We start from the raw sequence: 25986 nt of genomic DNA, 5'->3' as shown, positions 1-25986 counted from the left end.
GGATCAGCCTCTGGCCAGCAGGGCGCGGGTCGCGGCGGCGACGTCCTCCTGCCGCATCAGCGATTCGCCGACCAGGAAGCAGCGCGCGCCCACCGCCGCCATCCGCGACAGGTCGGCCGGGCTGTAGAGCCCGCTTTCCGCCACCAGCATGCGGTCGGCCGGCACGTTGCGCGCCAGTTCCTCCGTCGTCGCGATGTCGACGGCGAGCGTCTTGAGGTTGCGGTTGTTGACGCCGAGCAGGGGCGTCCTCAGCAGCAGAGCGCGGTCCAGCTCGGCGCGGTCGTGCACCTCGACCAGCACGTCGAGCCCCTGGGCGATGGCGGCGTCCTCGATCTCGCCGGCCTGGGTGTCGGACAGCGAGGCCATGATGATCAGGATGCAGTCGGCGCCGAGCGCGCGCGCCTCGACGATCTGGTAGGGATCGACCATGAAGTCCTTGCGCAGCACCGGCAGATCGACGGCGGCGCGGGCGGCGACCAGATACTCGTCCTTGCCCTGGAAATAGGGTTCGTCGGTCAGCACCGACAGGCAGGTCGCCCCGCCCTCGCGGTAGGCGCGGGCGAGCGTCGGCGGGTCGAAGTCGGCGCGGATCAGGCCCTTCGACGGGCTGGCCTTCTTGATCTCGGCGATCAGGCCGTAGCGGCCGGCCTCGACGGCGCCGCGCAGGGCGGCGACGAAGCCGCGCGCCGGGTCGGCGGCGCGGGCCGCCGCCTCCACCTCCGCCAGCGGGCGGGCGGCTTTGCGCGCGGCGACCAGCGCGCGCTTGTCGGCGTTGATGCGGGTCAGGACGTCGCTCATGCGGGCACCGTCTCGTTGGTGATGGCGACGAGGCGGTTCAGCCGCTCGCGGGCGGCCCCGCCGTCGATGGCGTCGGCGGCGAGCGCTACGCCGTCCTTCAGCGTGGCCGCCCTGCCGGCCACCAGCAAGGCGGCGGCGGCGTTGATCAGCACGATGTCGCGGTAGGGGCCGCGCACGCCGTCGAACAGGGCATGGATCGCCGCCGCGTTGACCTGGGCGTCGCCACCGCGCAAATCGTCGATGGCGGCGCGCGGCAGGCCGGCGTCCTCGGGCGTCACCTCGAACACGGTGACGGCGCCGTCCTTCAACTGGGCGACGGTGGTCGGGCCGGTGGTGGTGATCTCGTCGAGCCCGTCGGAGCCGTGGACGATCCAGGCCGCCTCCGAGCCCAGGCGCTTGAGCACCTGGGCCAGCGGCTCCACCCACTGCCGGGCGTAGACGCCGAGGAGCTGGCGCCTGGCCGTCGCCGGGTTGGAGAGCGGCCCCATCAGGTTGAAGATGGTGCGGGTGCCCAGCTCGACCCGTGTCGGGCCGACGTTGCGCATGGCAAGGTGGTGGCGCGGCGCCATCAGGAAGCCGATGCCGGCGTCCCACAGGGCCTTGCGGACCAGACCGAGATCGCAGTCGAGGTTGACGCCGAGCGCGCCCAGCACGTCGGCCGCACCCGACTTCGATGACATGGCGCGGTTGCCGTGCTTGGCGACCGGGACGCCGCAGGCCGACACCACCAGCGCGGCGGCGGTCGAGATGTTGTAGGTGCCGACCCCGTCGCCGCCGGTGCCGCAGGTGTCGATGGTGCCGGCCGGCGCCTCGACCGGGACCGCCTTGGCGCGCATGACGCGGGCGGCGCCGGTGATCTCGTCCACCGTCTCGCCGCGAACGCGCAGCGCCATCAGGAAGCCGCCCATCTGCGAAGGGGTGGCGTTGCCCGACATGATGATGTCGAAGGCGAGCCCGGCCTCGGCCTCGGTCAGGGTATGGCCGGCGGCGACGCGCGCCAGGATGGCCTTCATGTCGGCGATGTCGCCATGGGAGGACGGAGCGCTCATGCCGCGCTCTCCAGGCGGGGACGGGTCATGTCCAGGAAATTCCGCAGGATCTGGTGACCGTGCTCGCTCTCGATGCTTTCCGGATGGAATTGCACGCCGTGGATCGGCAGCTCGCGGTGGGCGAGCGCCATGATCAGGCCGTCCCCCGTCTCGCCGGTGACCTCCAGGCAGGCGGGCAGGCTGGCGCGTTCGACGATCAGCGAATGGTAGCGGGTGGCGCGGAAGGGGGAGGGCAGGCCGGCCAGCACCCCGCGCCCGTCATGCCGCATGTTGTCGACCTTGCCATGCATCGGCACCGGCGCGCGGACGACCTTGCCGCCGAAGGACTGGCCGATCGACTGGTGGCCCAGGCAGACCCCCAGCAGCGGCAGCCGCGCCTTGGCGGCGGCGTCGATCAGGGGCAGGCAGATGCCGGCGCGGTCGGGATCGCAGGGGCCGGGCGACAGCACGATGCCGTCGGGGCGCAGGGCCATGGCCTCGTCCACCGTCAGGGCGTCGTTGCGGCGGACCTGCACGTCGGCGCCCAGCTCGCCCAGATAATGGACGAGGTTGTAGGTAAAGCTGTCGTAGTTGTCGATGAGCAGCAGCATGCGCCTTCGCCTTCGCCTGAATCGTCCGGTCGCGCCGCTGGCCAAGCCCCCGGCTGCGCCGTTCCGGGGCCGCGCCGTTCCGGCCCCGTTCCACCGCCGCCACCCTAGCGGCTGGGGGGGCGGATTTCCAGCCTCCCGAGTCTGTCGCGTCACGCCGTCGGCGCCCGACCCACGAGCGCCGCGAGCCGGTCGCGGACGTCGATCCCGTCCTTCTCAAGCGCCGCGACCCACTATTGCAGGACCACCATCCGGACGCCTGGCAGGTTGAGGCTCCGAGCAAGCGTGGCGAGTGGAAGGTTTCGGCTGCACCCCTGCTTGGGATTGGTCGTGTGCCAGGCGATGCCGATCAACAGCGGACGGCTTGGCAGAGTGTCGGTGGGGGCGGCGGTGCAGCGTGCCCGCAGGGTAGCGGTGCGCTCCGGATCGGCCTTCAGATAGGGATTGAGCCTGAACCGGCCGCTGTCTTCCAGGAGAAACCGGGGCGGGAGCCGGACGGGCACTGCGCCGCGATGCCGGGCGACAGTAGCGCCGGGTCGGGAGGGGTGGTGCGGGCGACCAGCCGGACGGCGGGCAGGGAACGCTCGAACAGCGGGATAAGGCGCTCCTCGCATTCCAGCACGCAGTCGATCCCGGCCCGCGTCAAGGATGGAACGAGGGCGGCGAACTGGATTTCGTCTCCCACGCCCTGCTCCCCCCAGATGAGCAACTGTCCGGAGGCGGGAGGGCGTCCGTCCCAGGCCGGCTGCGGGAAGCGCGCGGCGAATAGACTCCAGGGCTCAGCCAACCAGCGGTCTTCCCAGGCGGCCCATCCCTGCGCGAAACGTTCGAGGGAGAGCAGCGCGACGGCGCGTATGACCCTGGCATCCGCAAGCTCGGGAGCCAGGGCGAGCGCCTGCTCCGCCGCGTCCAGCGCGTCCTCCGCTTCGCCGGACAGCAGGAAGGCGTCGGCCAGATTGTTCAGGATCGCCGGGGAATCTGGAAAAAGCGCATGAGCGCGGCGCAGAGCCGCCACGGCTCCCGGAAGATCGCCTTGTCCCTTCAAAGCGCTCGACCGGTTGTTCCAAATCTCGGCGGCGCCGGGGGCCAGCGACAATCCCCGCTCGTAGCTGCGGCGCGCCTCGGAAAGCCTTGAGTCGGCTTTCTGCCGATTGCCGAGGAGATTCCAGGAATCGGGCTGTGCCGGATCGAGGCGGACCGCGCGGACCAGGATCCGCATGGCATCCTGGTCCCTGTTCAACGCGCACAGCCGTTCAGAAAGAAGCCGCGCCGCGCCGGCATCGTCCGGGGCGAGGAGCAGCCCGGCCCGGTGCTGGGCCGCCGCTTCCGCGTCCCGCCCGAGCCGGGTCAGGGCAAGGGCGAGATTGTAGCGCAATTCGGGCAGCAGCGGAGCCGCCGCCACCCCGTCCCTCAGGATCCGGGCGGCCAGATCCGGCTGGCCTTGGCGCAGCCGGCGGGCGGCGAAGCCGTTCAGGGCTTCGACCTTGGCGGAATCCAGGGCCACGGCAGCGGTGAGACGGTCGGCGGCCTCGTCCTGGCGGTCCAGCGCCTCGAGTACGCTCGCGAGGTTGGCATGATAATCCGCCTTTGCCCCGTTTCCGGCGATCGCCCGGTCGATGTGCCCGGCCGCTTCCTCCAGGCGGCCGGCTTCCGCCAGGATGAGACCACGGAGGTGGAGCGCCTCGGGAAAGCCCGGAGCAACGTCCAGAATGCGCTGGTAGATGGTGTCGGCTTCCGTCAGGCGGCCTTCCCGGTGAAGGTCGAACGCGAAGAGAAGCGCCTCCTGGACGGTGGCCATAATTCTGTCCCTTGCGAATCCGGTGGACGGTGATGCCTCAATGGCGCCGGCGTCGGTGCTGCTCTGCGTGCTCGCGCCGAAAGGCCGGTTGCGGCGGGTGGTGGCCGGGTGCCACTGTGCCGCCCTTTCGTCGTCATCAGGATGGAACGTCCCGCCATGGTCCGCAAGACCCCGCGCAAGGCCACCCGCAAGACCGCAGGCAAAGCGGCTGGCAAGGCCGGTCTCGCCAGAAACCCGCTCGTTCTGGCACTCGCGGCCGTCGCGGCGGTCTTCGCCATCGGCTTCGGCGTGTCGCTGGTGACGGAGTCCGGAAGCAAGCCGGCGGTTCAGGTCGCGGCCCCGGCACGGCCGGTCCAGCCTGCCGTTTCGGCGCCGGCTCCGGTTCCTCAGCCGCCCCCGTCCCCCGTCGCCGTCAAGGCTCCGTCGCCGGTTGAACCGGTGGTTCCCACGCCGCCCCCGATCGTTCGGCCGGACCCGGCGATGGGTGCGGAAGAGGAGGAGGTCGCCGCTCCGCCTCCGGTCGCTCCATCACCCGCTCCGCTGCCGACAACCCTGGCGATGCTGCCGCCACCGGCGCCGCCCGCCCATCCGCCGGTGCAGCCGCCGGCCGGCAACGCCGCCCTGTGGCGGAAGAACGCCGTGCCGGTGACGGTACCGGCGGGCAAGCCGGTGATCGCCATCGTCATCGACGACATGGGGCTGGACCGCAGGCGTGCGGCTCGGATGGCGGCGTTGCCGGGGCCGCTGACCCTGTCCTGGCTGCCCTATGCCCGTGACCTGCCGGCCCAGGCCCGCGCCGCCCGCGCCAACGGGCACGAACTGATGCTGCACATGCCCATGGAACCCAGCGTCAAGGCCGACCCAGGCCCCGAGGCGCTGCTGGTCTCGCTCGACAGGGGGGAGGTCCTGCGCCGCTTCCGCGCGGCGCTCGACAGCTTCGACGGCTATGTCGGGGTGAACAACCACATGGGCAGCCGATTCACCGCCGACCGCGCGGCGCTGGCCCCGGTGCTGGCCGAGCTTCACCGGCGCGGCCTGCTGTGGCTGGACAGCCGGACGACTCCGAAAAGCGCCGGCATCGGCCTTGCCCAGGAGCTGAAGATGCCCTTCGCCGGTCGCGACATCTTCCTCGACAACACCGCCCAGGTCGCCGCCGTTCGCGCCCAGTTGGCCAAGGTCGAGCAGGTCGCGAAGCGCCAGGGCTACGGCATCGCCATCGGGCATCCCCATGATGCGACAATCGAGGCACTGGCGTCCTGGGTGCCGGATGTGCAAAAGCGTGGGTTCGTTCTGGTCCCGGTCAGCGCCGTGGTCCGCGCGCATCACGCGGGCGGCTGAGGCGTGCCCACGAGGAGAGTGAAGTCATGACTGATGCGTACAAGGTGGGCGGGATGACCTGTAGCGGCTGTGCCCGTTCGGTTTCGAACGCCATCGTCAAGGCGGCGCCGGCCGCCGCCGTCACCGTCGATCTGTCCGTCGGCACCGTGATCGTTGCGGGCGGCGTGCCGCTGGAAACGGTGCGGACGGCAGTCGAGGCCGCCGGCTTCGACTTCGGCGGCGCCGCCTGAGCGCTGCGTCGCAACAAAACCATTTTATTTTTACGGTCATGAGGGAATACTCGGCGGGTCCGGATCACAACCGCACCCGCCCGCGAGGCCCCATGCCGCTTTATTCGTTCCGTTGCAAAGCTTGTGACCACGGGTTCGAAACCCTGGCCCGCTTCTCCGAGACGCCGCCCTGTCCCGCTTGCGGGAGCGTCGACGTGAACCGCCTGGTGTCGTCCATCGCTGCCGAAGGCAAGTCCGGCGCGATCATCCAGGGCGCCCGCAGACAGGCGGCGCGCGAAGGGCATTTCAGCAATTACAGCCGGTCGGAGCGGCCGAAGCGGTGACGGAACGCTCCGGGAGCCTCTCCTCCATGTCGGGGGAAGGGCTCCTGGAACTGCCGGACACCTACCGCGCAGAGGTCGCCTTGACCGTCTCCTCGGCCGCGCGGATCAACGCCTTGGCCTTGTTGACGGTCTCCTGGTACTCGGCTTCCGGGTCGCTGTCGGCGACGACGCCGCCGCCGGCCTGGACATACATCATGCCGTCCTTCAGGACCGCCGTGCGCAGCGCGATGCAGGTGTCCATCGCCCCCGAGGCGCCGAAATAGCCGACGCAGCCGGCATAGACGCCGCGCCGTGCCTTTTCCAGCTCGTCGATGATCTCCATGGCGCGGACCTTCGGCGCGCCCGACACCGTGCCGGCCGGGAAGCCGGCGATCAGCGCATCCAGCGCGTCGTGCTTCGGGTCGAGGTCGCCCTCGACGTTGGACACGATGTGCATGACGTGGCTGTACAGCTCGACGATCATCTTGGCCGTCACCTTGACGGTCCCGACCTTGGCCACGCGGCCGACGTCGTTGCGGCCGAGGTCGAGCAGCATGAGATGCTCGGCCAGTTCCTTGGGATCGCTCAGCAGGTCGTCGGCGAGCGCCCGGTCCTCCTCCGGCGTGGCGCCGCGCTTGCGGGTGCCGGCGATGGGGCGAACCGTCACCTTGCCATCGCGCACGCGGACCAGGATCTCGGGGCTGGAGCCGACGATGGTCAGTTCGCCGAAGTCGCAGTGGAACAGGAAGGGCGACGGGTTCAGGCGGCGCAGCGTGCGGTACAGCGCAAGCGGTGACGGCTTGAAGGGGAAGCGGATGCGCTGCGACGGCACGACCTGGAAGATGTCGCCGGCGCGGATGTACTCCTTTGCCCGCTCGACGATCGCGTGATACTCCTCGCGCGTCGTGTTGGAGGTCCAGGCGAGCGGCAGCCCGGCGTCGCTGCGCGGCTCGCGCCGGTAGGGCAGTGGGCGCTCCAGGTCGGCCAGCGCGTCGGTCAGCCGCTCCCGCGCGTCGGCGTAGGCGGCGGCCGCGTCCCGCCCGGCCTTCGGCCAGACGGGCGTCACCAGCGTGATCGAATCGGTGTGGCTGTCGAAGATGGCGACAATGCTGGGCCGCGTCAGGATGGCGTCGGGGATGTTCAACTCGTCCGGGTTGGCGTCGGGCAGACGCTCCATCAGCCGGACCATGTCGTAGGTCATGTAGCCGAACAGGCCGGCGGCCATCGGCGGCAACTCGGCCGGCAGCTCGATGCGGCTTTCGTTGATGAGGGAACGCAGCGCTTCCAGCGGGGCGGACTCGAGGGGCCTGTAGGCGTCGCGGTCGTGCAAGGCGTCGCGGTTGATCTCCGCCCTGGCCCCGCGCGAGCGCCACACCACGTCGGGCTTGAAGCCGATCACCGAGTAGCGGTCGCGCCGCGACCCGGCACCGCGCTCCGCCGATTCCAGCAGGAAGCCGAAGGGGCGGCCGTCCGCCAGCTTCATGTAGGCGGAGACCGGGGTCTCCAGGTCGCTGACCAGGGTGGTCCACACCACCTGCGGCCGGCCGGCGGCGTAGACGGCGTCGAAGGCGGTGTTCTCGGGCAGGACCTTCACGGCACGAACCTCTCTCGCAGGCCCCCGCGCGAACGCGGGGGCGGGACCTCAGTTGCTGGCGGCGAAGAACTGGTCGATCCGCTGGCGATGGATCTGGACCGGGTAGTGGCCGCGCAGGGCGTTGCCGAACTGCGCCATCAGGTCGCTCTCGATCCCCTGGGTGATCGTGCTCTCGATCGGGCCGAGGGCGGCGGCATCGGCGGCCGGGTTGGCGGCGATGACCTCCTTCAGGCGGGCGACGACCTGGGCGTCGGCGCTGGCGCCGCTGACCACATCGCCGGGCTTGGCGTCGAACAGCTTGCGCACCAGATCGCCGGGCAGCCCCTCGACCGAGCGGGCGTCGCGGGTGAAGGGCGTGGTCATGGCGAAGCTGGCGCCGGCGTCGGTGGCCACGGTCTGGGCGGCCTGCTCGGCACCCTGCTTGAGCTTGGCGGCGATGTCCTCGGCCTTTTTGGCGGCCAGTTCGGCGCGCTTGGCGGCCTGCCAGTCGGCGATCACCTGATCGCGCACCTCGGCCAGCGGACGGACGGCGGCGGGGATGACGCTGTCGACGCGGACGGCGGTGAAGACGCTGCCCTGTCCTTCGGTGAGGTTGGAGGCTGCGCCGGAACGGAGCTGGAAGGCGGTCGGCAGCAGCGCCTTCAGGGCGGGCAGGTTGGGGGCGGCCTCCTTGCCGTCCGGAGCCTTGCCGGTGCTGTCGATGGCGGCGACCTTGGTCACGACCAGACCCTGGGCCTGAGCCACCTCGTCCAGCGAAGCGCCGCTGGCGAGCTGGTCCTCGGCCCGGTTGGCGATGGAGAAGACGGCGTCGAGCGCCTTCTCCTTCTGGAGTTCGGCGCGCAGCTGGTCGCGCACCTCCTCGAAGCTCCTGGTGGAGCCGGCCTGGATGCCGGTGACGGCCAGCACATGCCAGCCGAGCGCGCTCTTGATCGCCTCGCTGGGCTTGCCCTGCTCCAGGGCGAAGGCGGCGTCGCCCAGCTCCGGCAGCTCGGCGCGGGCGATGTTGTCGAGAGTCAGCGGCTCGATCCCCGCCTCCTTGGCGGCGTCGGTCAGGCTCCTGGTCTTGGCCGCCTCGGCGATGGCCTTCGCCTTCGCCTCGTCGTCGACCACCACCATCTGGACGGTGCGCTTCTCCGGCGTGCCGAACTCGGCCGACCGCTCGTCGTAGGCGGCGCGGAGCTGGTCGTCCTCGATCTTGATGTCCTTGGCCAAGGCGTCCGGCGAGAGCTGGGCGACGGTCAGGGCGCGGTATTCGGGGGCGGTGAAGCGGACCTGATGATCCTCGTAGGATTTGGTGATCTCGGCATCGTCCGGAACGCCGACGTCGCCGACGGCCGCGTTGGGGAGGGTCACCAACTCGGCGACGCGCGTCTCGCCGCGGAAGCGGTAGAGCGCCTGGACCAGCGGCTTCGGCGCGGCCACCCCGGCGTTGACGGCACCAGCCACCAGCTCGCGCGCGGTCTCGCGGGTGACCACGGCGACATACCCCTCCTCGGTCAACTGGTTGTTGCGCAGCACGCTGCGGAACAGGTTCGGATCGAACTGGCCCTGCGGGTTGCGGAAGGCGGGTTCGTCGGCGATGCGCAGCTTGACCACGTCCGGCCCGACGCTGATTCCGGCGTCCTTGGCGGCGAGGTCGAACAGCGTGCGCTGGATCAGCGCGTTCAGCGACTGGTCGAGCAGGCCGAACTGCTTGGCCTGCTCGGTCGTCAGGTTGCCGCCGAGCATCGGGCGCAGCCGGTCCATCTGCCGGCGGAATTCCTGGTCCAGAGCGTCGCGCTCGATCGCGACCTTGCCGACCTCGGCCACCGTGGTGGGGACGCTGGAGCGGAACACGTCGCCGATCCCCCAGACACCGAAGCTGAGGATCAACAGGACGAACAGGATCTTGACGACCCACGAACCGGCGAAATTGCGGATGAACTGGAGCATGGGACCCGAATCTGAGCGCGTCGTTCGGCCGTCCGGCCGGGGCGGCGCATCATAGATAGGGCGCGGTGGGGCGGCAACAGCGCATTTCCGGCCGGTTGTGCCGGGTTGCCGGACATCCGCCGGGGGAAACCGTCCAAAGGAAAATTGCGCCGGCGATCCGTTCGTGGTGCTTCCTTTTTGCCTTCTCCGATGGCCCGCGTATTCTTCGTGACGCTTTTGTGAAAGGGGCGGAGGCTCGATGGACGCCGACATTCTTCAGGACATGGTGTTCCGCGTGCTGGGCGGGCTGGGGCTGTTCATGCTGGGCATGGAGTTCCTGTCCGACGGCATCCAGTCGCTGGCGGTGGCGCGCATGCGCCAAATTCTCGAACGCTTCACGACGAACCGCATCTTCGCGCTTCTGACCGGCACCTTCGTGACGGGCGTCATCCAGTCCAGCACGGTGATGACCGTCATGGTGGTCGGCTTCGTCAACAGCGGCATCGTGACGCTGGAGCAGGCCATCGGCCTGATCATGGGCGCCAACATCGGCACGACGCTGACCACCGTCTTCGTCGCGCTGCCCATCGGCAAATGGGGGCTGCCGGTGATCGGCGTGGCCGCGCTGGTCTATCTTTTCGTCGGTCGGCCGAGGGTCCGCTACGCGGCGCTGGCGTTGCTCGGGCTGGGGATGATCTTCTACGGGCTGGATCTGCTGACCAGCGGCTTCCGGCCGATCCGTTCGGCCCCGGCGATGATGGAGATCTTCACCTGGCTGTCGGCCGACAGCTACGGCGGGATCCTGCTCTGCGTGCTGCTGTCGGCGCTGGTCACGGCGATCATCCATTCCTCGTCGGCGACCGTTGGCATCGTCATGGGGCTGGGCGCCTCGGGCGTGATGGATTGGCATGCGGCGCTCGCCTTCACGCTGGGGGCCGACGTCGGCACCACGGCGACCTCCTACGTCGCGGCGCTGAACCTGTCGCCCAACGCCCGGCGCACCGCCTACGGCCACATGGCCTTCAACGTCATCGGCGTGCTGCTGATGCTGCCGCTGTTCCCGCTGTCGCTGAAGCTGGTCGCCTGGGCGCTGGGCGGCGATCCCGGCGCCGCCGTCACCGCCGCCGACGCCACGGTCAGCCACCCGCTGGTGCCGATCGCCATCGCCTCCTACTCGACCGGCTTCAACGTCTTCAACACGGCGGTGATGCTGCCCTTCGTGCCGCTGATGGCGCGCATTCTGTCGAAGGTCGGGCAGGGGCAGGGCGAGGACGACGAGTTGTCGGTGCCCCGCCACCTGTTCGCCAAGGCGCTGGAGGAGCCGGAGACCGCCGTCCGCCTGCTGGAGCGCGAGCAGGTCCGCTTCCAGCAGGCGTTGCCGGCGCTGTTGTCCGCGGCAAGGTTCGAGGGATCGAGGCCGGACGAGTCGCGCAAGGCCGGCGTCCGCGCCGCGGCCCTGCACACGGCGCTCGGCTCGCTGGCGCGCGAGATCGACGATTTCGCCGGCAACCTGTGCAAGCGCCCGATCCCGCCGCCGCTGGTGCCGGTGCTCATGCGCGTCCTCCAAAGTCAGGACCATGGCCGGGCGCTGGAACGTCACCTGTTCGATTTCACCCGTGAACTGGGGGGCGAGCCGCTGTCGCCGGCCGGCCGGAGCTTCGCCGACATCCTGGTCGAGGCGCTGGACGCGGTGCTGCTCGAATCGCTGGCGGCGCTGGGCAGCGGCGACACCGACGATCTGCGGATGATGCGCTCGATGATCGGCGATCGCGGCGGCGCGGCGGCGCGGCTGCGGCAGGGTTACCTCGAAGCCGACGGCGGCATCCCGCTGACCGAACGGACCCGGCTGCTGGCCGCCTTGGGGCTGGCCGAAAGCGCTCTGTGGGAACTGGCCCGCCTGCTGAACCTGCGGCTGGGCGAGGAGAGCGGCGCCCAGGCTGGCGCATCGGGTGACGGTGGCGCGGTGTCCGATGAAGTGTTTCCTCCACAGGCGCGCCCGGTGGAACTCGATGCGCTGCCGGCGGGCTGAGCCTCGCGGCGGGAGGCCTCGACATGCGAAACCCCGCCCCGGTGGAACCGGGGCGGGGCCTTGTCGCTTCGCAGTCCACTGCGTCGTGGGGGGCGGTTACTCCTTCAGCGCGTCGCGCGCCGCGTCCTTCGCCCCGCCGACCGTGTTCTGGACCTTGCCGGCGGCCTTCTCGGTCTTGCCTTCGGCTTCCATCTTGGTGTCGCCCATCAGCTTGCCGGCGGTTTCCTTGATGGTGCCCTTCGCGGTGCGGGCGGCGCCTTCGATACGATCCTTATCCATGGTGGACCTCCGTTGTGTCTTGATTATGCAGGAAACAACAGGCCGGTCGCGGAAAGGGTCCCGAGCGCAAACGTGACGGAGCCGCAAATTGGGTTAACCAGCCGGTCGCGGAGAATCGCCGGCCGGGGAACAGGCGATACCGGAAGGCTTCAGGATCCCAGCAGATCCAGAATGTCGGCCAGACAGCGCCGCCGCGTCGGACAGGCCGTGCACAACGTCTGGTTCGGTGGGCAATGGCTTCGCCGCAGGCGCTCGATGCCTTGGAACAGGGCGCATTTCTTCTCGTCCGAGATCACGTCCGTGCCTTTGATGGTCTCGATGGCATCGAACATCGGATTCGTCGTGTCCAGAATCATCGCCCCCGGAATCATGGCGTCCCGCTTCCGTTCCAGTCGGAAGCATGCCTCGGTGCGCTTGAAAAAATATGAAAACCCAGCAACATGGCCGGGGAAAATTGAAACAAACTGTGCCGTATTTTAACAAAATACGAAATATCGGCCTCGGGGGGCTGGAAGCAAGCGCATGGGACAGTCGGCAACCTTCCTGGCAGTGGGGCTTTACGGGGCGGCCGCGCTGGCGGAAATCGCTGGCTGCTTCGCCTTCTGGGCCTGGCTGCGGCTGGGGCAGTCGGCGTGGTGGGCCGCGCCGGGGATCGCCAGCCTGTGCGCCTTCGCGTGGCTGCTGACGCGGGTCGACGCGGAGTTTGCCGGCCGGGCCTACGCCGCCTATGGCGGGGTCTACATCGGCGCGTCGCTGCTCTGGCTGTGGCTGGTCGAGGGGGTGCGGCCGGACTGCTGGGACATGGCCGGCGCGCTGCTCTGCCTCGTCGGGACGGTGGTTATCCTGGCTGGCCCGCGTGGGGGGTGAAAGGGCGGTTCACCAACGGCGCACCGCAGGGGCCGGTTTCCAGGACCAGACCCGACTCATCGATTCGCAGGTAGGCGTCGACCCGCACCATCCGCCGCAGAATGTCGTCGTTCAGCATGATCTGGGCATCGGCCAGGGAAAGCGGCTTTCCCTCGTAATACGCGCGTCCGTCGGCATGGCGAATGTGGCGGAAGGCGGTGGTCATGGCGATGCTCCCCATCTCTGCTGCTCGGTTGTGGTGGCCCGACGAACTCGGTCCGGAGTTGCACTCCAGTGGTGTTTGCCGAATGAACGTCGAAGGCCGGCGCTTTATTCCCCATGAAACAGGGTTGGTCGGCTTTTTTTCCGCCGATGCGGAGGCATGACGGAACCGGGAGCATCTTGCCCGCAAACCCGCTTGCGGTCCAAGCCCGATGGTCCGGCACCTCCTTTTTGTTGCAGAGACCGCACTGGCCGGTTGCGCGGCCAGGCCGGCGGATGACACTTTCGTCCCGTTGAAAAATCGTTCGGCCGATTGAACCATGTCAATCGGTGACATCCCTATGACCGTTAGAGTGCAAAACGGTTTATGGCGCGCCGGACGTGGCGCGCGCGAGGTCGGGTGGTTTGCCATGGGTGTTTTCGTCCGTCCGCGACCGGATGGGGCACGGAGTTTGGGGGCGTTGGAAAATTCGGATGGGAGGGTCATAATCCCTCCGGCGGGATGCCCATTCATGTCCGTGAATGGTGCGGCGACAGCGGTGAAAGCGAACAAGTCCTTGCATGAGAAGCCGGCGGAGCATGAGCATGATCGGGATGGAACGGAGGAGAGCGGTCTTCCCCGCGATCCCGCCTTTCTGGCGTCGCTCGCCTCCAGCCTGCTGAGCCACACCGACCTCGCCCTGGTCTACATCGGCGCCGACGGCCTGTGCCGCCACGCCGACCACCGTTTCTCCGCCCTGCTCGGCCGCGCGCCGGCCGGCCTCGCCGGATCCGCCCTCGACGGGCTCGATCACCCGCTGGCCCGCGCGGTCGGCGAGGCGGTCGCCGTACTGACCCGGTCCGGCGCCGGGTCGGTCCCGGTCGATTGCGAGGTCGCCGGCCAGGACGGGAGCCGCGCGCTGGTCAGCGGCAGCCTGCTGGCCCACCGCGACGCGGCCGGGGAGACGCTGGGGTTCCTCGGCAGCTTTCTCGACACCGCCGACACGCGCCGCGTCGCCGAGTTCGTCACCCGCCGCGATCCCTTTGTCGCCACCCTGCTCGACGCGGCGGTCGACGGGATCATCGTGTCCGACCGCAGCGGCCTGATCCGCTCGATCAACCGCGCCTGCCTGACCCTGTTCGGTTACGAGGAGGGGGAACTGCTCGGCCAGAGCATGACCGTGCTGATGCCGCCGCCCTTCTCGCGCGACCACGCCAAATACGTCGACACCTACATGCGGACGGAGCGGCCGAAGATCATCGGCATCGGCCGCGACACGCTGGGCCGCCGCAAGGACGGCACCGTCTTCCCCATCCATCTCAGCGTCGGCGAGGCGCGGCTGGGCGACAACGTCACCTTCGTCGGCATCATCCGCGACATCTCCGACCGGTTGGCGGCGGAACAGCGCGCCTCCTATCTGGCGCGGCACGACCCGCTGACCGGGGTCCTCACCCGCACCGCCTTCCTGGAGGAATGCGAGGCGCTGCTGCGCGACGGCGGCGGGGACGGGGAGGGCGGCTTCGCCCTGTTCACCCTGGACGTCGACCAGTTCAGCGACGTCAACGAGGCGTTCGGCTTCCATGTCGGCGACGCGGCGCTGAAGGCAATGGTCAGCCGGGTGACCGAGGTTCTGCCGGCCAACACCTACATCTGCCGCATCGCCGCCGACGAGTTCGCGGCTCTGGCGCGGGTCGACGGGATGGAGCACGCCCGGACGCTGGCCGACGTGCTGCACGACCGGCTCACCGCCTCGATCTACGCCGATCGCCACTGGGTGCGGCTTCGGCTGTCGATCGGCGCCGCCCTCCAGGATGGCCCACGGCAATCGCTGGAGGATCTCAACGCCAAGGCCAAGCTGGCCCTCCAGGCGGTCCAGCACGACGGCGGCAACGCGGTGTGCTTCTACACGCCGGAGATGGCGGCGGCGGCGACGCGGCGCATGCTGCTCACCGTGCATCTCACCCACGCCATCGAGCGCAACGAGATGCATCTGGTCTACCAGCCGATCGTCGACCGCACCGGCCGCATCGTCTCGGCCGAGGCGCTGCTGCGCTGGACGCACCACACGCTGGGGCCGGTGTCGCCCGGCGAGTTCATTCCGGTTGCGGAGGAAAGCGGCCTGATCGTGCCGATCACCGATTGGGTCCTGTCCACCGCCATCGGCCAGATGGCGCGCTGGCAGGGCGAGGGCGTGCTGCCGGAGCGGGTGTTCCTCAACATCTCCGGCCAGCAGTTCCTGCGCGGCAACCTGACCCCCCGGCTGGAGGAACTGCTGGCCGACTGCCCGGATCTGCGGACCCGGCTGGGGCTGGAGATCACCGAGCAGGCGGCGGTGCGTGACCTGAAGGTGGCGGTGCGGACGCTGGGCGAGCTGGCGGCGCTGGGAATCCAGGCGGCCATCGACGATTTCGGGTCGGGCTATTCGTCGCTCAGCTACGTCCAGCAATTGCCGGTCGCCAAGCTGAAGATCGACCGCGCCTTCGTCGTCGACGTGCCGGAAAATCCGAAGAGCAACGCGCTGATCCGCGCCGCGATCGGCATGGCCCACGGCCTCGGCCTCGCCACCGTCGCCGAAGGGGTGGAGACGGAGGAGCAGCGCGATTTCCTGGTGTCGGTCGGTTGCGACATGATGCAGGGCTATCTCTTCGGCCGGCCGATGACCGCCGAGGCGCTGGGCGAGATGGTTCGGGGGCAGGGCGTGCATGGCGTGGGCGTGCCGGAGCCGAAGGCACACGCCTGAAGAGGAATCGGGAAGGGAGCGGGTGGGAGAACTAGAGTCTGTCTGATTTAAGTAGGATCGTATCCTGCATGTCGGATATATGCGGCGCACTCGTGAGGCTGGAAGTGCTCCAGCAGGTTTCCGATGCGCCGCCATACGGCTTCGATCGTCCTTTCCTCGGCTTTCCGGACCAAGGTTTTGAGCTTTGCGAACATCATCTCGATGGGATTGAGATCAGGACTGTAGGGCGGCAGGAAGAGCAGATGGGCGCCGACATTCCGTATGGCGTTGCGCGCCGCGGCTCCTTTGTGACTGCCCAGGTTGTCGAGAACGACGACATCGCCCGGTGCCAGGGTGGGCACCAGGAATTGCTCGACCCAGGCCGTAAACATGGTCCCGTTGATCGGCCCATCCAGGACCAGAGGAGCCACGATCCTGTCGTGACGCAGGCCTGCCAGGAAAGTCAGCGTCTTCCAATGGCCGTGGGGAACTTTGGCGAGGTAAGGCTGGCCCTGCGCACACCAACCCCGGGTGCGGGTCATGTTGGTCTTCACCCAGGTCTCGTCGATGAAGACCAGGCGCTTGGGATCGATCTTATGCTGGTGGGCTTTCCAGCGCGCTCGGAAGCGAGCCAGCTTCGTCCCATCCTGCTCCTTGGCCAGCAGCGTTTTTTTTGAAGCTGAGGCCCAACCGGCGCACGCATCGCCAGACGGTGTCCGGCGTCACCACTGTGCCGCGTTCCGCCAACTCCGCCGTCAGCGCCCGGATCGTCAGGTCGCCCTTCTCAGCCAGCCGCTCGCGCAGCCAATCCACCGCCTCCGGCCCCAGCACGAAGGGACGATGACCGCCCATCTTGCCCGGCTCAAGCCCTTGTCCGGCACGTTGCTTCTGACCGATCCGCACTGCCGTCGCAACTGAGACGCTGAACTGCTGCGCCACCGCGCGGGTCGTCAGGCCACTCGCCAACGCCGCCGCAATCCGCTCACGAAGATCCAGAGACAACGGACGTGCCATCAGGGTTGATCTCCCAAATCAGTCAACCCGTTGAATCACACATCCGCTCCCTCGGGAATCCCCATCTCCGATTCAGACACAAACAGACAGACTCTAATCCGACCCCGCGACCCCGTCGCCCGGCCGGTCGTCCGTCAATTGTCCGCCGCTTCCTCCTTCCCGCCGCTGCTCGCGGCGCTTCCAGCGCTGGAAGGAGCGTTCCCGCCACCAGTCGCCGAGCGCGCCGGCCAGCGCCCGCGGGCGGGCAAAGAGGACCACGCGCGGCTTGCCGACGCCGGTGGGCTCCAGCGCCAGCCCGACCGAGGTGATGCCATGATCGTCCATGTCGCGGACGATCAGCTCGACTCCGCCCATCCTTACCCGGTCGCCCAGTTCGCAGGAGCCGCCGAACTCGTTGCGCAGCAGGTCGCGCAGGGTCAGCTTGGCGTTGGCCAGCGACAGGGGCAGGCCGTACATCTCGGCGATCTGCTCCACCGTCGCGTCGGGGCTGAGCACGAGGTCGCCGTAGAACTCGCGGTCGTCCTGGTCGAGCGCCCGGCTGCCGCCGAACAGCTTGTCGATCAGAGGCAGCCGGTCGGGCGCCGAGAACAGATAGACATGATCGCCCGGCTGTAGCGGCTTGACCTTATGCGGCGGCACCACCGAGCCGGCCCGGATGACCAGCGACGGGCGCGCCCAGCGCGGCATGCGCTGGCCGCGCGCCGCCGGCGACTTGGCGTGGACGGTGTAGGCGACCAGCTCCTGGTCGGCGTTGCCGGGCAGCTCCAGCTCGACGCGCTCGACCGGCCCGCGGCGCGGCGGCACGATCAGCTTCAGCCAGCGCGCCATCGCGCCGATGGTCCAGCCTTGAACCAGCAGCGAGACGCAGACGACGATGAAGGCGGCGTTGAACACCCTCTGGCCGTTCTCCAGCCCGCCCAGCACCGGCACCAGCGCCAGCAGCAGCGACACGGCGCCGCGCAGGCCCACCCAGGCGATGAAGGTCGTCTCGTTGGCCGAGAAGCGGAAGGGCAGCAGGCAGAGCCAGACCGCCAGCGGCCGGGCGACCAGGATCAGCAGCAGGGCGATGACGAGGGCCGGCAGCGCGATCTCGCCGAACTCGCGCGGGGTGGCGAGCAGCCCGAGCATCACGAACATGACGATCTGGCTGAGCCAGGTCAGCCCGGAGTGGAAGCGCCGCAGCTCCAGGGCGCCGCGCAGCTTGACGTTGCCGGCGTACAGGCCGGCGGCGTAGACCGCCAGATAGCCGCTGCCGCCCAGCATGTTGGTGCTGGCGAAGATGAACAGGGCGAAGGTCAGCGTCACAACCGGGTTCAACCCGGTCTCGAAGTTGGCCCGGTTGATGAAGGTGACCAGCAGCCACCCGCCGGCCAGCCCGAGCGCCGCCCCGAAGGAGAAGGCGCGGACCAGCTCCTCCAGAACCGCCCAGGGGGAGGCCCAGCCGTGGCTGGCCGCTTCCACCAGGATGATGGTCAGCATGATGGCGACCGGGTCGTTGGTGCCCGACTCGATCTCCAGTGTCGAGCGCACGCGGTCGCGCAGCGTGATGCCGCCGACCCGCAGCAGGAAGAACACCGCCGCCGCGTCGGTGGAGCTGACCGCCGCCCCGACCAGCAGAGCCTCCGCCCAGGGCAGCTTCATCAGATGATGGGCGGCCACCCCGATCACCCCGGTGGTGACCGCCACCCCGACCGTTGCCAGCGACATGGCCGGCCATGCGGCAGCGCGGTAGCTCGACAGCTTGGTGTCGAATCCGCTCTCGAACAGGATCACGGCCAGCGCCATCGATCCGATCAGGAAGGCCGATTGCGGATCGTTGAACGCGATGTGACCGATTCCGTCCTCGCCTGCCAGCAGGCCGATGCCGAGAAAGATCAGCAGCAGGGGCGTGCCGATCCGCAAGGCCAGATAGCTGGTCAGGATGCTGGCGATCAGCAGGGTCGAACCAATCAGGATGATGTAGCTGACCGCCTCCATATGCCTCGCGCGCCATATCCGTCGGGCCGCCGCTGGGCGGAACCCGTCGATCTTGGCGTTAACCCACACCGTCCGCAAGGCGAACCGCCCGGAGTCGGTCTTTCGGATTGGAGTTCAACCGTCCGGACAGGTGCGGTCAGGACACCAGCTTCCAGTTTCCGTCCCCCTGGCGGCAGGCGGTGCCGCGCGCAACCTCCCTCTTGCCGTCGATCGTCACCGTGTGGGTGTAGTCGCGGCAGGTCTGGCCGTTGGAATCCTGATAGGTGCGGGTTGGCTGGACGTTGCCGCTGTAGCCGCTCTGCGGATTGTTCCAGGTGATGGCCTGGTTGCTGGAGACGGCGCGCTCCTCCGCGTCCGAGGCGCGGGTCTGGTCGGCGTCGCCGAATCGACGGCCCAGCAGGTTGCCGGCGTAGGCGCCGAGCAGCGTGCCGACGGCGGTGGTCGCCACCTTGCCGGCGCCGCCGCCGAAGCGCGATCCCAGCAGGCCGCCGGCCACGGCGCCGCCCAGCGTGCCGACGGTCTCCGAGGTGCTCATGCTGCCGGTCTGGCAGGCGCCGACCGACAGGGCCATGACGGTGGCGAGCGCCATGGCGCGTGTGGTCTTCGTCCGATTCATGCTGGTTTCCCCCGCTGCTTCGTTCCAAACCTGGGGAAACGCGCGGCCAGGGCGAATGTTCCCGTTCAAAAGCGCAGGCAAAAGAACGGGTCGGATGGAAGCAAAACGCCTTTTCGTGTGTTGAGAGAAGGAACAGTGACCACGAGGAGGGTTTCCCATGTCCCGTTTGACGTCCCGTTTGCGCCTGGTCGGAGCCGCCCTGGCGCTTCTTTCCGTGGCTGCCTGCTCGACCGGCGGCGTGGTCGGCGGCGCGGCCGGCGCGGCCGGCGGCTATGCGGTGGACGGGCGCCGAGGCGCGATCATCGGCGGCCTGGGCGGTGCCGCGCTGGGCACCGCCCTGGATCATTGACGCTTCGGAGATGCGCGGAAACGTCGGCTTCACCCCCTGCATCGCGTCGTAACCGGCCCAAGGCCGGGTGTGGCGGACAGGAGGAGGCGGACGTTTCGGCGCATCCCCTGGATGGTGTCAGCTTCGCACCGGCGCGCGCGTGCTTTCGCGCGGGCTGGTCGCGAAAACCGCCAAGGCGTCATGCAGGTCGGGGAGGGCGCGCTCGACCGCCGCCTCGCCTTCGCGGATGCAGTCGTCGGCCCGGTCGAACTCCGTCAGTCCGATGTGGCCGAGCCGGGGGGCGATGTGAACGTCCGGTGGCTCCCCGGCGAGCCGCGACCGCGTGATGCGGTCGGTGACGATGCCGAGGGACGACACCATAACGCCGAACAGGCTCGGCCCTTCGTAGTCCCGGCGGAAGATGCGCCGGGTCAGTGCCCCGATGGCGGATGAGGAGCGGGTTTCCGGCATCTCCTCGTCGATCAGCTTCAGCAAGTCGAAGCCGGCGGCGGTCGGAATGGCGGCGCCGGGCTTGCGGGCCTTGCCCAATATGTCGCCGGCCAGATTGACCCCGATGACCATCTGCGCCCCCAGCGCCCGGCAGGCCGACACCGGAACCGGGTTGACCAGCGCCCCGTCGATCATCCAGCGTCCGTCGATCAGCACCGGGGGGAAGACGCCGGGAAGCGAGATCGACGCCCGGATGGCGTCCGCCAGCTCTCCATCCTGCAACCACACCTCATGGCCGGTCGCGAGATCGGTGGCGACGGCGGCGTAGGGTACCGGCAGTTCCTCGATCCGCAGGTCGCCGAGATGGAGCCGCATCTCCGCCATCAGACGGTCGCCGCCGATCAGCCCGCCCCCCTGGCGCAGCCGCAGATCCAGATAGCCGACGATCTTCATCCGGCTGAGGCCGCGCACCCACTCTTCCAGCACGCCGAGCTTTCCGGCCAGATGCAGGCCGCCGACCAGCGCGCCGACCGAGGCGCCGCAGACGATGTCGGCTTCGATGCCGTACCGTTTCAGCGCCCGCAGCACCCCGATGTGTGCCCAGCCGCGCGCCACTCCACCGCCCAGCGCGATGCCGATGCGCGGCCTGGAGGATCTGTTGCCGCCCGTTCCACCGTTCGCCATGGCGTTCTCCTTCCGCATCGTCTCCCCATCGGTCGATGCACATTGATTGTGCGACCGATTGTCCTGATGATTCCATAAGTGGGTTAAGGAAGGCTGGATGGCGCCCCCGACCCGCGCCCCGGTGGACAAAACCGGACCCCATCGGCTAAGCCATCGGGCAATGGATGGCGGACTTCACGAAGGCCGATCCCCGAACGCAGGAAAGAGCGCGACCGTGAGCAAGACGACCGTGGGCAAGGCAGGCGGCGTGCCGTTGCGCCTGGACGCGACGACCGAGCGGCTGGTCGGCCGCATGTGGCGCGACTGGGTGCGGCCCTACCGGGCCAAGCTGGGGTTGTCCTTCCTGCTGATGGCGCTGGTCGCCGCGACCACCGGGGCCTACCCGCTGCTGATCGACCAGTCCTACGCCATGTTCTCGGCGCAGGACCGGGGGATGCTGTTGGTGATTCCGGCGCTGATCGTGCTGGTGACGATGGTCAAGGGCGTGTCGCTTTACGCCCAGACGGTGGTGACCAGCGACATCGTTCAGCGCATCATCGCCGACGTCCGCCTGTCGATGTTTTCGCATCTGCTGGCCGCCGACATGGCCCAGATCCACGCGGCCCCCACCGGCTCGCTGACCTCGCGCTTCATCAACGACGTCGACCTGATCCGCAACGCGCTGTCGCGCACGTTGACCGGGCTGGTGCGCGACATCCTGACGGTGGTGGCGCTGGTCGGGTCGATGTTCTACCTCGACTGGCTCCTGTCCTTGATCGTCTTCGTCATCTACCCCATCGCCGCCATCCCCATCGTGCGGATAGGCAAGCGGCTGCGCCGGGTGTCGCGCGACACCCAGGCGCAGATGGGCGACATGACCTCGCTGCTGACCGAAAGCCTGTCGGGCGCCCGCATGGTCAAGACCTACTGCCTGGAGGATTACGAGCGGACCCGCGCCGCCGGCGCCTTCGAGGACAATTACCATCTGACCATGAAGGCGACGCGTGCCCGTTCGCGCATCGACCCGATGATGGAGGTGCTGGGTGGCGTCGCGGTCGCCGGCGTGATCGCCTTCTCCGGCTACCGCATGGCGATGGGCGAGGGCTCGGTCGGCGCTTTCTCCGGCTTCGTCGGCGCGCTGCTGATGGCGGCCCAGCCGGTGCGCGCCATCGGCACGCTGAATGCCGCTCTCCAGGAGGGCCTGGCCGCCGCCCAGCGCATCTTCGAGCTGGTCGACGAACGGCCGACAATCACCGAAGCGCCCGATGCAAGGCCGCTGGCCCTGACCAAGGGGGCGGTCGCCCTGCATGGCGTCCGCTTCGCCTACGAGGCGGGGGTCGAGACGCTGAAGGGCGTCGACCTGGATGTGCCGGCCGGCTGCACGGTGGCGCTGGTCGGGCGCAGCGGCGCCGGCAAATCGACGGTCTTCAATCTGATTCCGCGCCTCTACGACACGGTGGACGGGCGGGTCACGATCGACGGGCAGGACGTCCGCGGCGCCACCCTGCGCAGCCTGCGCGGCGCGGTGTCGATCGTCAGTCAGGACACGGTGCTGTTCAACGACACGGTGCGCGCCAACATCGCCTTCGGCCGGCTCGACGCCCCGCTCGGTGATGTGATCGCTTCGGCCAAGGCCGCCGCCGCGCATGACTTCGTGATGCGGTTGCCGGAGGGCTACGACACCGTCATCGGCGACCGCGGGGTGAAGCTGTCGGGCGGCGAGCGCCAGCGTCTGGCGCTGGCCCGCGCCTTCCTGAAGGACGCGCCGATTCTTCTGCTTGACGAGGCGACCAGCGCGCTCGACAGCGAATCCGAGCGGCTGGTGCAGGGCGCCCTGGAGCGGCTGACGCAGGGGCGCACCACGCTGGTGATCGCCCACCGTCTGGCGACGGTGCGCAACGCCGACCGCATCGTGGTGATGGAGGGCGGACGCATCATCGAGCAGGGGACCCACGACGCCCTGCTGGCCGCCAACGGCGCCTACGCACGGCTCTGCCGTTTGCAGTTCGGCGAGGATGAGGTGGTCCGGGCCGCCGGCTGAAAGACCGATCCCCGGGAGGGTTGTCAGACCTCGATCACCAGCCCGTCGTAGGCGGGCTCGACCCCGGCCGGCAGGATGCGGCGCAGGTGATCGTAATCCATGCTGTTGTCCATATGGGTCAGGTAGGCGCGCCGGGGGCGGACCCGCTCGATCCAGGACAGGGTCAGCGCCAGATGGGCGTGGACCGGGTGCGGCGGCTCGATGCGTCCGCAATCGACGATCCAGGTATCGACGCCCTCCAACGCCGCGAAGGCGGCTTCGTCGAGCCGGACCACGTCAGTCGAATAGGCGAAGCGGTCGAAGCGGTAGCCGACCGTCTTCATGTAGCCGTGATCCTGCTCGAACGGGATCACCGGGAGATCGCCGACCATGAAGGGGCCGGTCACGCGTCGCGCGTTCAGCACAGGACGGTAATAGGGAAAGCCCGGCTTCAACGGCTCGAAGCAATAGGGGAAGCGGGTCTCGAGATCCCGCAGATGCTCGTCCCAGCCATAGGCGTCGAGCGGTGCCTGCATCAGCCGGCAAATCTCGCGCAGCTCGTCGATGCCGTGGGCGTGGTCGGCGTGCTGGTGGGTCCACAGCACGGCGTCCAGCCGCTCGCAGCCGCTGGCGAGGAGTTGCTGGCGCAGGTCGGGCGAACTGTCAACCAGCACCGCCGCGTTATCCCCCCCGCCCTGCGCCGATTCAACCAGCACCGATGGGCGCAGGCGGTGGTTCCTCGGGTTGGCCGGGTCGCAGCGTCCCCAGCCGCCGGGGCCGACCACCGGAACGCCGCGCGAGCCGCCACAGCCGAGAACGGTAATGCGGATCGGCCCGGCGGATCGGCCCGCGTCGCTCATGCGGTCGCCTTGTCGAACAGGCGGAAGAAGTTCTCGGTGGTCACGCGGGCCAATTCTTCGGGCGCGACGCCCTTGACCCCGGCGACCGTCGCGGCGGTGTGGGCGACGAAGGCTGGCTCGTTGCGCTTGCCGCGGAAGGGGATGGGCGCCAGATAGGGCGCGTCGGTCTCGACCAGGATGCGGTCGAGCGGCACGTCCTTGACGATGTCGCGCAGTTCCTCGGACTTCTTGAAGGTGACGATCCCCGACAGCGACAGGGTGAAGCCGAACTCCAGCGCCTCCTCGGCGAGCGCGCGGCCGGAGCTGAAGCAGTGCAGCAGACCCTTCACCGGCTGGCCGGCGGCCTCCTCCTTGACGATGCGCATGGTGTCGTCGTCGGCATCGCGGGTGTGGATGATCAGCGGCAGGCCGGTTTCCAGGCTGGCGCGGATGTGCCGGCGGAAACATTCCTGCTGCTGGTCGCGCGGACTCTTGTCGTAGAAATAGTCGAGCCCGGTCTCGCCGAGCCCGATCACCTTCGGGTGCTTCGAGCGCTCGACCAGCGCCTCGACGGTCGTGACCGCGAACTCCTCGGCCGCCTGGTGGGGGTGGACGCCGACGGTGCAGAGCACGTCGTCGTAGCGTTCCGCCACCGCCAGGATGCGGTCGAAACGGGTCAGGTGGGTGCAGATGGTGACCATACGGCCGACCCCGGCCTGCCGGGCGCGGTCGACGACCGCGTCCAGCTCCTCGGCGAAGTCGGGGAAGTCAAGATGGCAGTGGCTGTCGACCAGCATGTTCAAGGCACTCAGGCTTTCGGTTCTTCGACGAAGCGCGGGAAGACGCCCTGCGAGGTCGGCAGCGGGGTGCCCGCGACCAGCGTGCCCGCCGGCCCAAGGTTGCCGAAGCCGCGCGCGTCCGGCCCCTGGGCCAGCTGGTCCAGGATCTTCGCCGAGGCGTCGGGCATGACCGGCTGGGTCAGGATGGCAAGGTGGCGGATCGTCTCGGCCAGCACATAGAGCACGGTGGCCATGCGCGCCGGATCGGTCTTCTTCAGCGTCCAGGGCGCCTGCTCGTCGACGTAGCGGTTGCTGTCGCCGATCACCGCCCAGATGGCGTCGAGCGCCTTGTGGAAGGCCTGGGCGCGGATCTCCGCGCGCACCACGTCGAGCAGCCCGTGCGCCGCGCCCAGCAGGGCGTTGTCGGCCTCGGTGAAGGGGCCGGGGGTCGGCACGGCGCCGCCGCAATTCTTGCCGATCATCGACAGCACGCGCTGCACGAGGTTGCCGTAATCGTTGGCGAGGTTGCCGTTGATGCGGGCGACCATCTGCTTGTGCGAGAAGTCGCCGTCGTTGCCGAAGGGCACCTCGCGCAGCAGGAAGTAGCGGGTCTGGTCGAGGCCGTAGGTGGTGACCAGCGTCTCCGGCGCGATGACGTTGCCGAGCGACTTCGACATCTTCTGGCCTTCGATCGTCCACCAGCCGTGGGCGAAGACGCGCTTGGGCGCCGGCAGGCCGGCGGCCATCAGGAAGGCCGGCCAGTAGACGGCGTGGAAGCGCAGGATGTCCTTGCCGACCATGTGCAGGTCGGCCGGCCAGTATTTGGCGAAGTCGCCGTCCGTGTTGGGGTAGCCGACGGCGGTGATGTAGTTGGCCAGCGCGTCGAGCCACACATACATGATGTGCGCGTCGTTGCCGGGCACCGGGATGCCCCATTTGAAGGTGGTGCGGCTGACCGACAGGTCCTTCAGGCCCGACTTGACGAAGGCCATCACCTCGTTGCGCTTGCCGGCCGGGGCGATGAAGTCCGGGTTCGCCTCGTAGAAAGCGATCAGCCGGTCCTGCCAGGCCGAGAGCCTGAAGAAGTAGGAGGGTTCCTCGACCCATTCGCACTCGGCGCCGGTCGGGGCGATCTTCTTGCCGGACGGGCTGGTGGTCAGCTCGTCCTCGCCATAGAAGGCCTCGTCGCGCACGGAGTACCAGCCGGCGTAGGAGCCGAGATAGATCTCGCCCTTTTCCTCCAACACCTTCCACAGCGCCTGCACCGAGGCGACGTGGCGCGGCTCGGTGGTGCGGATGAAGTCGTCGTTGGAGTAGTTCATCAGCGAGACGAGGTCGCGGAAATTCTGCGACACCCGATCGGTGAAGTCCTGCGGCGGGATCCCGGCCTTCTCGGCCGACTTCTCCACCTTCTGGCCGTGCTCGTCGGTGCCGGTCAGGAACTTCACGTCGTAACCGTCGAGGCGCATGAACCGGGCGAGGACGTCGCAGGCGAGGGTCGTGTAGGCGTGGCCGATGTGCGGCACGTCGTTCACGTAGTAGATCGGCGTCGTCAGGTAAAACGTCTTCGGCCCGGCCATTGTTCGGCACTCTCCCGAGGGGTTGTTCGGCACTGCTG

At 68.8% G+C, this 25986-nt stretch carries 25 protein-coding genes; 9 read left to right on the top strand and 16 right to left on the bottom strand.

Translation table 11 applies throughout. The features are described 5' to 3' along the window. Window positions 1–3 precede the first annotated feature (3 nt). From trpC to JN22_RS27015, 4 genes are all read right to left on the bottom strand, one after another. Entirely contained in the window at window positions 4–798 is a 795-nt protein-coding gene (gene trpC, locus JN22_RS27030; RefSeq protein ID WP_085556832.1) for an indole-3-glycerol phosphate synthase TrpC, read from the bottom strand. After that, complete coding sequence (gene trpD, locus JN22_RS27025; protein ID WP_211099688.1) at window positions 795–1847, bottom strand: anthranilate phosphoribosyltransferase; 1053 nt, start codon at window positions 1845–1847, stop codon at window positions 795–797. The genes trpC and trpD overlap by 4 nt, the downstream gene beginning before the upstream one ends. Continuing rightward, a complete protein-coding gene (locus JN22_RS27020; RefSeq protein ID WP_085556831.1) occupies window positions 1844–2437 on the bottom strand; it encodes an anthranilate synthase component II in 594 nt (197 codons plus the stop codon). Before JN22_RS27020 ends, trpD begins: the two co-directional genes overlap by 4 nt. A 430-nt stretch (window positions 2438–2867) precedes the next feature. After that, window positions 2868–4232 (bottom strand): tetratricopeptide repeat protein, encoded by a 1365-nt coding sequence (locus tag JN22_RS27015; protein WP_085556830.1) that lies wholly within the window; start codon window positions 4230–4232, stop codon window positions 2868–2870. Between the two features lie 156 nt (window positions 4233–4388). Here JN22_RS27015 and JN22_RS27010 point away from each other — a divergent pair, with 156 nt between their 5' ends. Genes JN22_RS27010 through JN22_RS27000 form a run of 3 tightly spaced genes read left to right on the top strand, consistent with a single transcriptional unit; the run spans window position 4389 to window position 6123 of the window. After that, window positions 4389–5570 carry a divergent polysaccharide deacetylase family protein gene (locus JN22_RS27010; protein WP_085556829.1) on the top strand — a complete coding sequence of 394 codons (1182 nt, stop codon included), beginning with the start codon at window positions 4389–4391 and terminating at the stop codon, window positions 5568–5570. Window positions 5571–5596: 26 nt separating this feature from the next. Next, window positions 5597–5800 (top strand): heavy-metal-associated domain-containing protein, encoded by a 204-nt coding sequence (locus JN22_RS27005; RefSeq protein ID WP_085556828.1) that lies wholly within the window; start codon window positions 5597–5599, stop codon window positions 5798–5800. A 38-nt stretch (window positions 5801–5838) separates the two neighbouring features. Continuing rightward, window positions 5839–6123, top strand: a complete 285-nt coding sequence (locus JN22_RS27000; protein WP_317852935.1) for an FmdB family zinc ribbon protein — start codon at window positions 5839–5841, stop codon at window positions 6121–6123. Between the two features lie 61 nt (window positions 6124–6184). Here the strand turns inward: JN22_RS27000 and trpE are convergent, their stop codons facing one another. Then, entirely contained in the window at window positions 6185–7696 is a 1512-nt protein-coding gene (gene trpE, locus JN22_RS26995) for an anthranilate synthase component I (protein WP_085556826.1), read from the bottom strand. 48 nt (window positions 7697–7744) lie between these two features. After that, the gene (locus JN22_RS26990) at window positions 7745–9628 is read right to left on the bottom strand and encodes a peptidylprolyl isomerase (RefSeq protein WP_085556825.1); all 1884 of its coding nucleotides are present in this window, start codon (window positions 9626–9628) and stop codon (window positions 7745–7747) included. 238 nt (window positions 9629–9866) lie between these two features. Between JN22_RS26990 and JN22_RS26985 the strand changes: the two genes are divergently transcribed. Further along, complete coding sequence (locus tag JN22_RS26985; RefSeq protein ID WP_085556824.1) at window positions 9867–11636, top strand: Na/Pi cotransporter family protein; 1770 nt, start codon at window positions 9867–9869, stop codon at window positions 11634–11636. A gap of 96 nt (window positions 11637–11732) precedes the next feature. Here JN22_RS26985 and JN22_RS26980 read toward each other — a convergent pair whose 3' ends face one another. Together JN22_RS26980 and JN22_RS26975 are read right to left on the bottom strand one after the other, a co-directional pair. Next, window positions 11733–11915: a CsbD family protein gene (locus JN22_RS26980; protein WP_085556823.1), complete on the bottom strand. Its 183-nt coding sequence runs from the start codon at window positions 11913–11915 to the stop codon at window positions 11733–11735. A 149-nt stretch (window positions 11916–12064) separates the two neighbouring features. Beyond that, window positions 12065–12271: a hypothetical protein gene (locus tag JN22_RS26975; RefSeq protein WP_143268467.1), complete on the bottom strand. Its 207-nt coding sequence runs from the start codon at window positions 12269–12271 to the stop codon at window positions 12065–12067. Between the two features lie 166 nt (window positions 12272–12437). On the opposite strand from JN22_RS26975, the gene JN22_RS26970 reads away from it, so the two are divergent. Then, on the top strand, window positions 12438–12782 hold the full coding sequence (locus JN22_RS26970) for a YnfA family protein (protein WP_085556821.1): 345 nt from the start codon (window positions 12438–12440) through the stop codon (window positions 12780–12782). Here the strand turns inward: JN22_RS26970 and JN22_RS26965 are convergent. Further along, window positions 12754–12987 (bottom strand): hypothetical protein, encoded by a 234-nt coding sequence (locus JN22_RS26965; protein ID WP_143268465.1) that lies wholly within the window; start codon window positions 12985–12987, stop codon window positions 12754–12756. The two genes, JN22_RS26970 and JN22_RS26965, sit on opposite strands and share 29 nt — an antisense overlap. Between JN22_RS26965 and JN22_RS26960 the strand changes: the two genes are divergently transcribed. Together JN22_RS26960 and JN22_RS26955 are read left to right on the top strand one after the other, a co-directional pair. Then, window positions 12986–13147, top strand: coding sequence for a hypothetical protein (locus JN22_RS26960; protein WP_179166229.1), 162 nt, complete (start codon window positions 12986–12988; stop codon window positions 13145–13147). The two genes, JN22_RS26965 and JN22_RS26960, sit on opposite strands and share 2 nt — an antisense overlap. 348 nt (window positions 13148–13495) lie before the next feature. Beyond that, the gene (locus tag JN22_RS26955) at window positions 13496–15703 is read left to right on the top strand and encodes a putative bifunctional diguanylate cyclase/phosphodiesterase (protein ID WP_085556819.1); all 2208 of its coding nucleotides are present in this window, start codon (window positions 13496–13498) and stop codon (window positions 15701–15703) included. A 47-nt stretch (window positions 15704–15750) separates the two neighbouring features. On the opposite strand, the gene JN22_RS26950 is transcribed toward JN22_RS26955, so the two are convergent. From JN22_RS26950 to JN22_RS26940, 3 genes are all read right to left on the bottom strand, one after another. Then, window positions 15751–16696, bottom strand: a protein-coding gene (locus tag JN22_RS26950; RefSeq protein ID WP_143268068.1) for an IS630 family transposase whose coding sequence is annotated in 2 segments (ribosomal slippage) — window positions 15751–16356 and window positions 16358–16696 — 945 coding nt in all. Because the reading frame shifts where the segments join, the coding sequence is not laid out codon by codon here. 93 nt (window positions 16697–16789) lie between these two features. Then, window positions 16790–18673, bottom strand: coding sequence for a potassium/proton antiporter (locus tag JN22_RS26945; RefSeq protein ID WP_085556818.1), 1884 nt, complete (start codon window positions 18671–18673; stop codon window positions 16790–16792). Between the two features lie 136 nt (window positions 18674–18809). Further along, complete coding sequence (locus JN22_RS26940; protein WP_085556817.1) at window positions 18810–19289, bottom strand: RT0821/Lpp0805 family surface protein; 480 nt, start codon at window positions 19287–19289, stop codon at window positions 18810–18812. A 157-nt stretch (window positions 19290–19446) separates the two neighbouring features. Here JN22_RS26940 and JN22_RS26935 point away from each other — a divergent pair, with 157 nt between their 5' ends. After that, on the top strand, window positions 19447–19638 hold the full coding sequence (locus tag JN22_RS26935; RefSeq protein ID WP_085556816.1) for a hypothetical protein: 192 nt from the start codon (window positions 19447–19449) through the stop codon (window positions 19636–19638). A 117-nt stretch (window positions 19639–19755) separates the two neighbouring features. Here JN22_RS26935 and JN22_RS26930 read toward each other — a convergent pair whose 3' ends face one another. Continuing rightward, window positions 19756–20751, bottom strand: a complete 996-nt coding sequence (locus JN22_RS26930) for a patatin-like phospholipase family protein (RefSeq protein ID WP_223677904.1) — start codon at window positions 20749–20751, stop codon at window positions 19756–19758. A 214-nt stretch (window positions 20752–20965) separates the two neighbouring features. On the opposite strand from JN22_RS26930, the gene JN22_RS26925 reads away from it, so the two are divergent. Beyond that, window positions 20966–22771 carry an ABC transporter ATP-binding protein gene (locus JN22_RS26925; protein ID WP_223677903.1) on the top strand — a complete coding sequence of 602 codons (1806 nt, stop codon included), beginning with the start codon at window positions 20966–20968 and terminating at the stop codon, window positions 22769–22771. Between the two features lie 23 nt (window positions 22772–22794). Here the strand turns inward: JN22_RS26925 and JN22_RS26920 are convergent, their stop codons facing one another. The 3 genes from JN22_RS26920 to metG are packed head-to-tail and all read right to left on the bottom strand — an operon-like array spanning window position 22795 to window position 25948. Next, window positions 22795–23610 (bottom strand): MBL fold metallo-hydrolase, encoded by an 816-nt coding sequence (locus JN22_RS26920; RefSeq protein WP_143268462.1) that lies wholly within the window; start codon window positions 23608–23610, stop codon window positions 22795–22797. Continuing rightward, a complete protein-coding gene (locus tag JN22_RS26915) occupies window positions 23607–24386 on the bottom strand; it encodes a TatD family hydrolase (RefSeq protein WP_085557362.1) in 780 nt (259 codons plus the stop codon). Before JN22_RS26915 ends, JN22_RS26920 begins: the two co-directional genes overlap by 4 nt. A gap of 11 nt (window positions 24387–24397) precedes the next feature. Continuing rightward, complete coding sequence (gene metG / locus JN22_RS26910) at window positions 24398–25948, bottom strand: methionine--tRNA ligase (protein WP_085556813.1); 1551 nt, start codon at window positions 25946–25948, stop codon at window positions 24398–24400. Between the last annotated feature and the right edge of the window lie 38 nt (window positions 25949–25986).

Origin of the sequence: Azospirillum agricola (assembly GCF_020005195.1) — a bacterium.
In the GTDB taxonomy this organism is placed as follows: Bacteria; Pseudomonadota; Alphaproteobacteria; order Azospirillales; family Azospirillaceae; genus Azospirillum; species Azospirillum agricola.
Note: the sequence above shows the minus strand (reverse complement) of the source record. Positions and strands in the feature narration are given on the sequence as shown.

Bases quoted from the DNA above. Each gene is read 5' to 3' on its own strand.
- trpC (WP_085556832.1), bottom strand. From the start codon at position 798: ATGAGCGACGTCCTGACCCGCATCAACGCCGACAAGCGCGCGCTGGTC.
- trpD (WP_211099688.1), bottom strand. From the start codon at position 1,847: ATGAGCGCTCCGTCCTCCCATGGCGACATCGCCGACATGAAGGCCATC.
- JN22_RS27020 (WP_085556831.1), bottom strand. From the start codon at position 2,437: ATGCTGCTGCTCATCGACAACTACGACAGCTTTACCTACAACCTCGTC.
- JN22_RS27015 (WP_085556830.1), bottom strand. From the start codon at position 4,232: ATGGCCACCGTCCAGGAGGCGCTTCTCTTCGCGTTCGACCTTCACCGG.
- JN22_RS27010 (WP_085556829.1), top strand. From the start codon at position 4,389: ATGGTCCGCAAGACCCCGCGCAAGGCCACCCGCAAGACCGCAGGCAAA.
- JN22_RS27005 (WP_085556828.1), top strand. From the start codon at position 5,597: ATGACTGATGCGTACAAGGTGGGCGGGATGACCTGTAGCGGCTGTGCC.
- JN22_RS27000 (WP_317852935.1), top strand. From the start codon at position 5,839: ATGAGGGAATACTCGGCGGGTCCGGATCACAACCGCACCCGCCCGCGA.
- JN22_RS26990 (WP_085556825.1), bottom strand. From the start codon at position 9,628: ATGCTCCAGTTCATCCGCAATTTCGCCGGTTCGTGGGTCGTCAAGATC.
- JN22_RS26985 (WP_085556824.1), top strand. From the start codon at position 9,867: ATGGACGCCGACATTCTTCAGGACATGGTGTTCCGCGTGCTGGGCGGG.
- JN22_RS26980 (WP_085556823.1), bottom strand. From the start codon at position 11,915: ATGGATAAGGATCGTATCGAAGGCGCCGCCCGCACCGCGAAGGGCACC.
- JN22_RS26975 (WP_143268467.1), bottom strand. From the start codon at position 12,271: ATGATTCTGGACACGACGAATCCGATGTTCGATGCCATCGAGACCATC.
- JN22_RS26970 (WP_085556821.1), top strand. From the start codon at position 12,438: ATGGGACAGTCGGCAACCTTCCTGGCAGTGGGGCTTTACGGGGCGGCC.
- JN22_RS26960 (WP_179166229.1), top strand. From the start codon at position 12,986: ATGGCGATGCTCCCCATCTCTGCTGCTCGGTTGTGGTGGCCCGACGAA.
- JN22_RS26965 (WP_143268465.1), bottom strand. From the start codon at position 12,987: ATGACCACCGCCTTCCGCCACATTCGCCATGCCGACGGACGCGCGTAT.
- JN22_RS26955 (WP_085556819.1), top strand. From the start codon at position 13,496: ATGTCCGTGAATGGTGCGGCGACAGCGGTGAAAGCGAACAAGTCCTTG.
- JN22_RS26945 (WP_085556818.1), bottom strand. From the start codon at position 18,673: ATGGAGGCGGTCAGCTACATCATCCTGATTGGTTCGACCCTGCTGATC.
- JN22_RS26940 (WP_085556817.1), bottom strand. From the start codon at position 19,289: ATGAATCGGACGAAGACCACACGCGCCATGGCGCTCGCCACCGTCATG.
- JN22_RS26935 (WP_085556816.1), top strand. From the start codon at position 19,447: ATGTCCCGTTTGACGTCCCGTTTGCGCCTGGTCGGAGCCGCCCTGGCG.
- JN22_RS26930 (WP_223677904.1), bottom strand. From the start codon at position 20,751: ATGGCGAACGGTGGAACGGGCGGCAACAGATCCTCCAGGCCGCGCATC.
- JN22_RS26920 (WP_143268462.1), bottom strand. From the start codon at position 23,610: ATGAGCGACGCGGGCCGATCCGCCGGGCCGATCCGCATTACCGTTCTC.
- JN22_RS26915 (WP_085557362.1), bottom strand. From the start codon at position 24,386: ATGCTGGTCGACAGCCACTGCCATCTTGACTTCCCCGACTTCGCCGAG.
- metG (WP_085556813.1), bottom strand. From the start codon at position 25,948: ATGGCCGGGCCGAAGACGTTTTACCTGACGACGCCGATCTACTACGTG.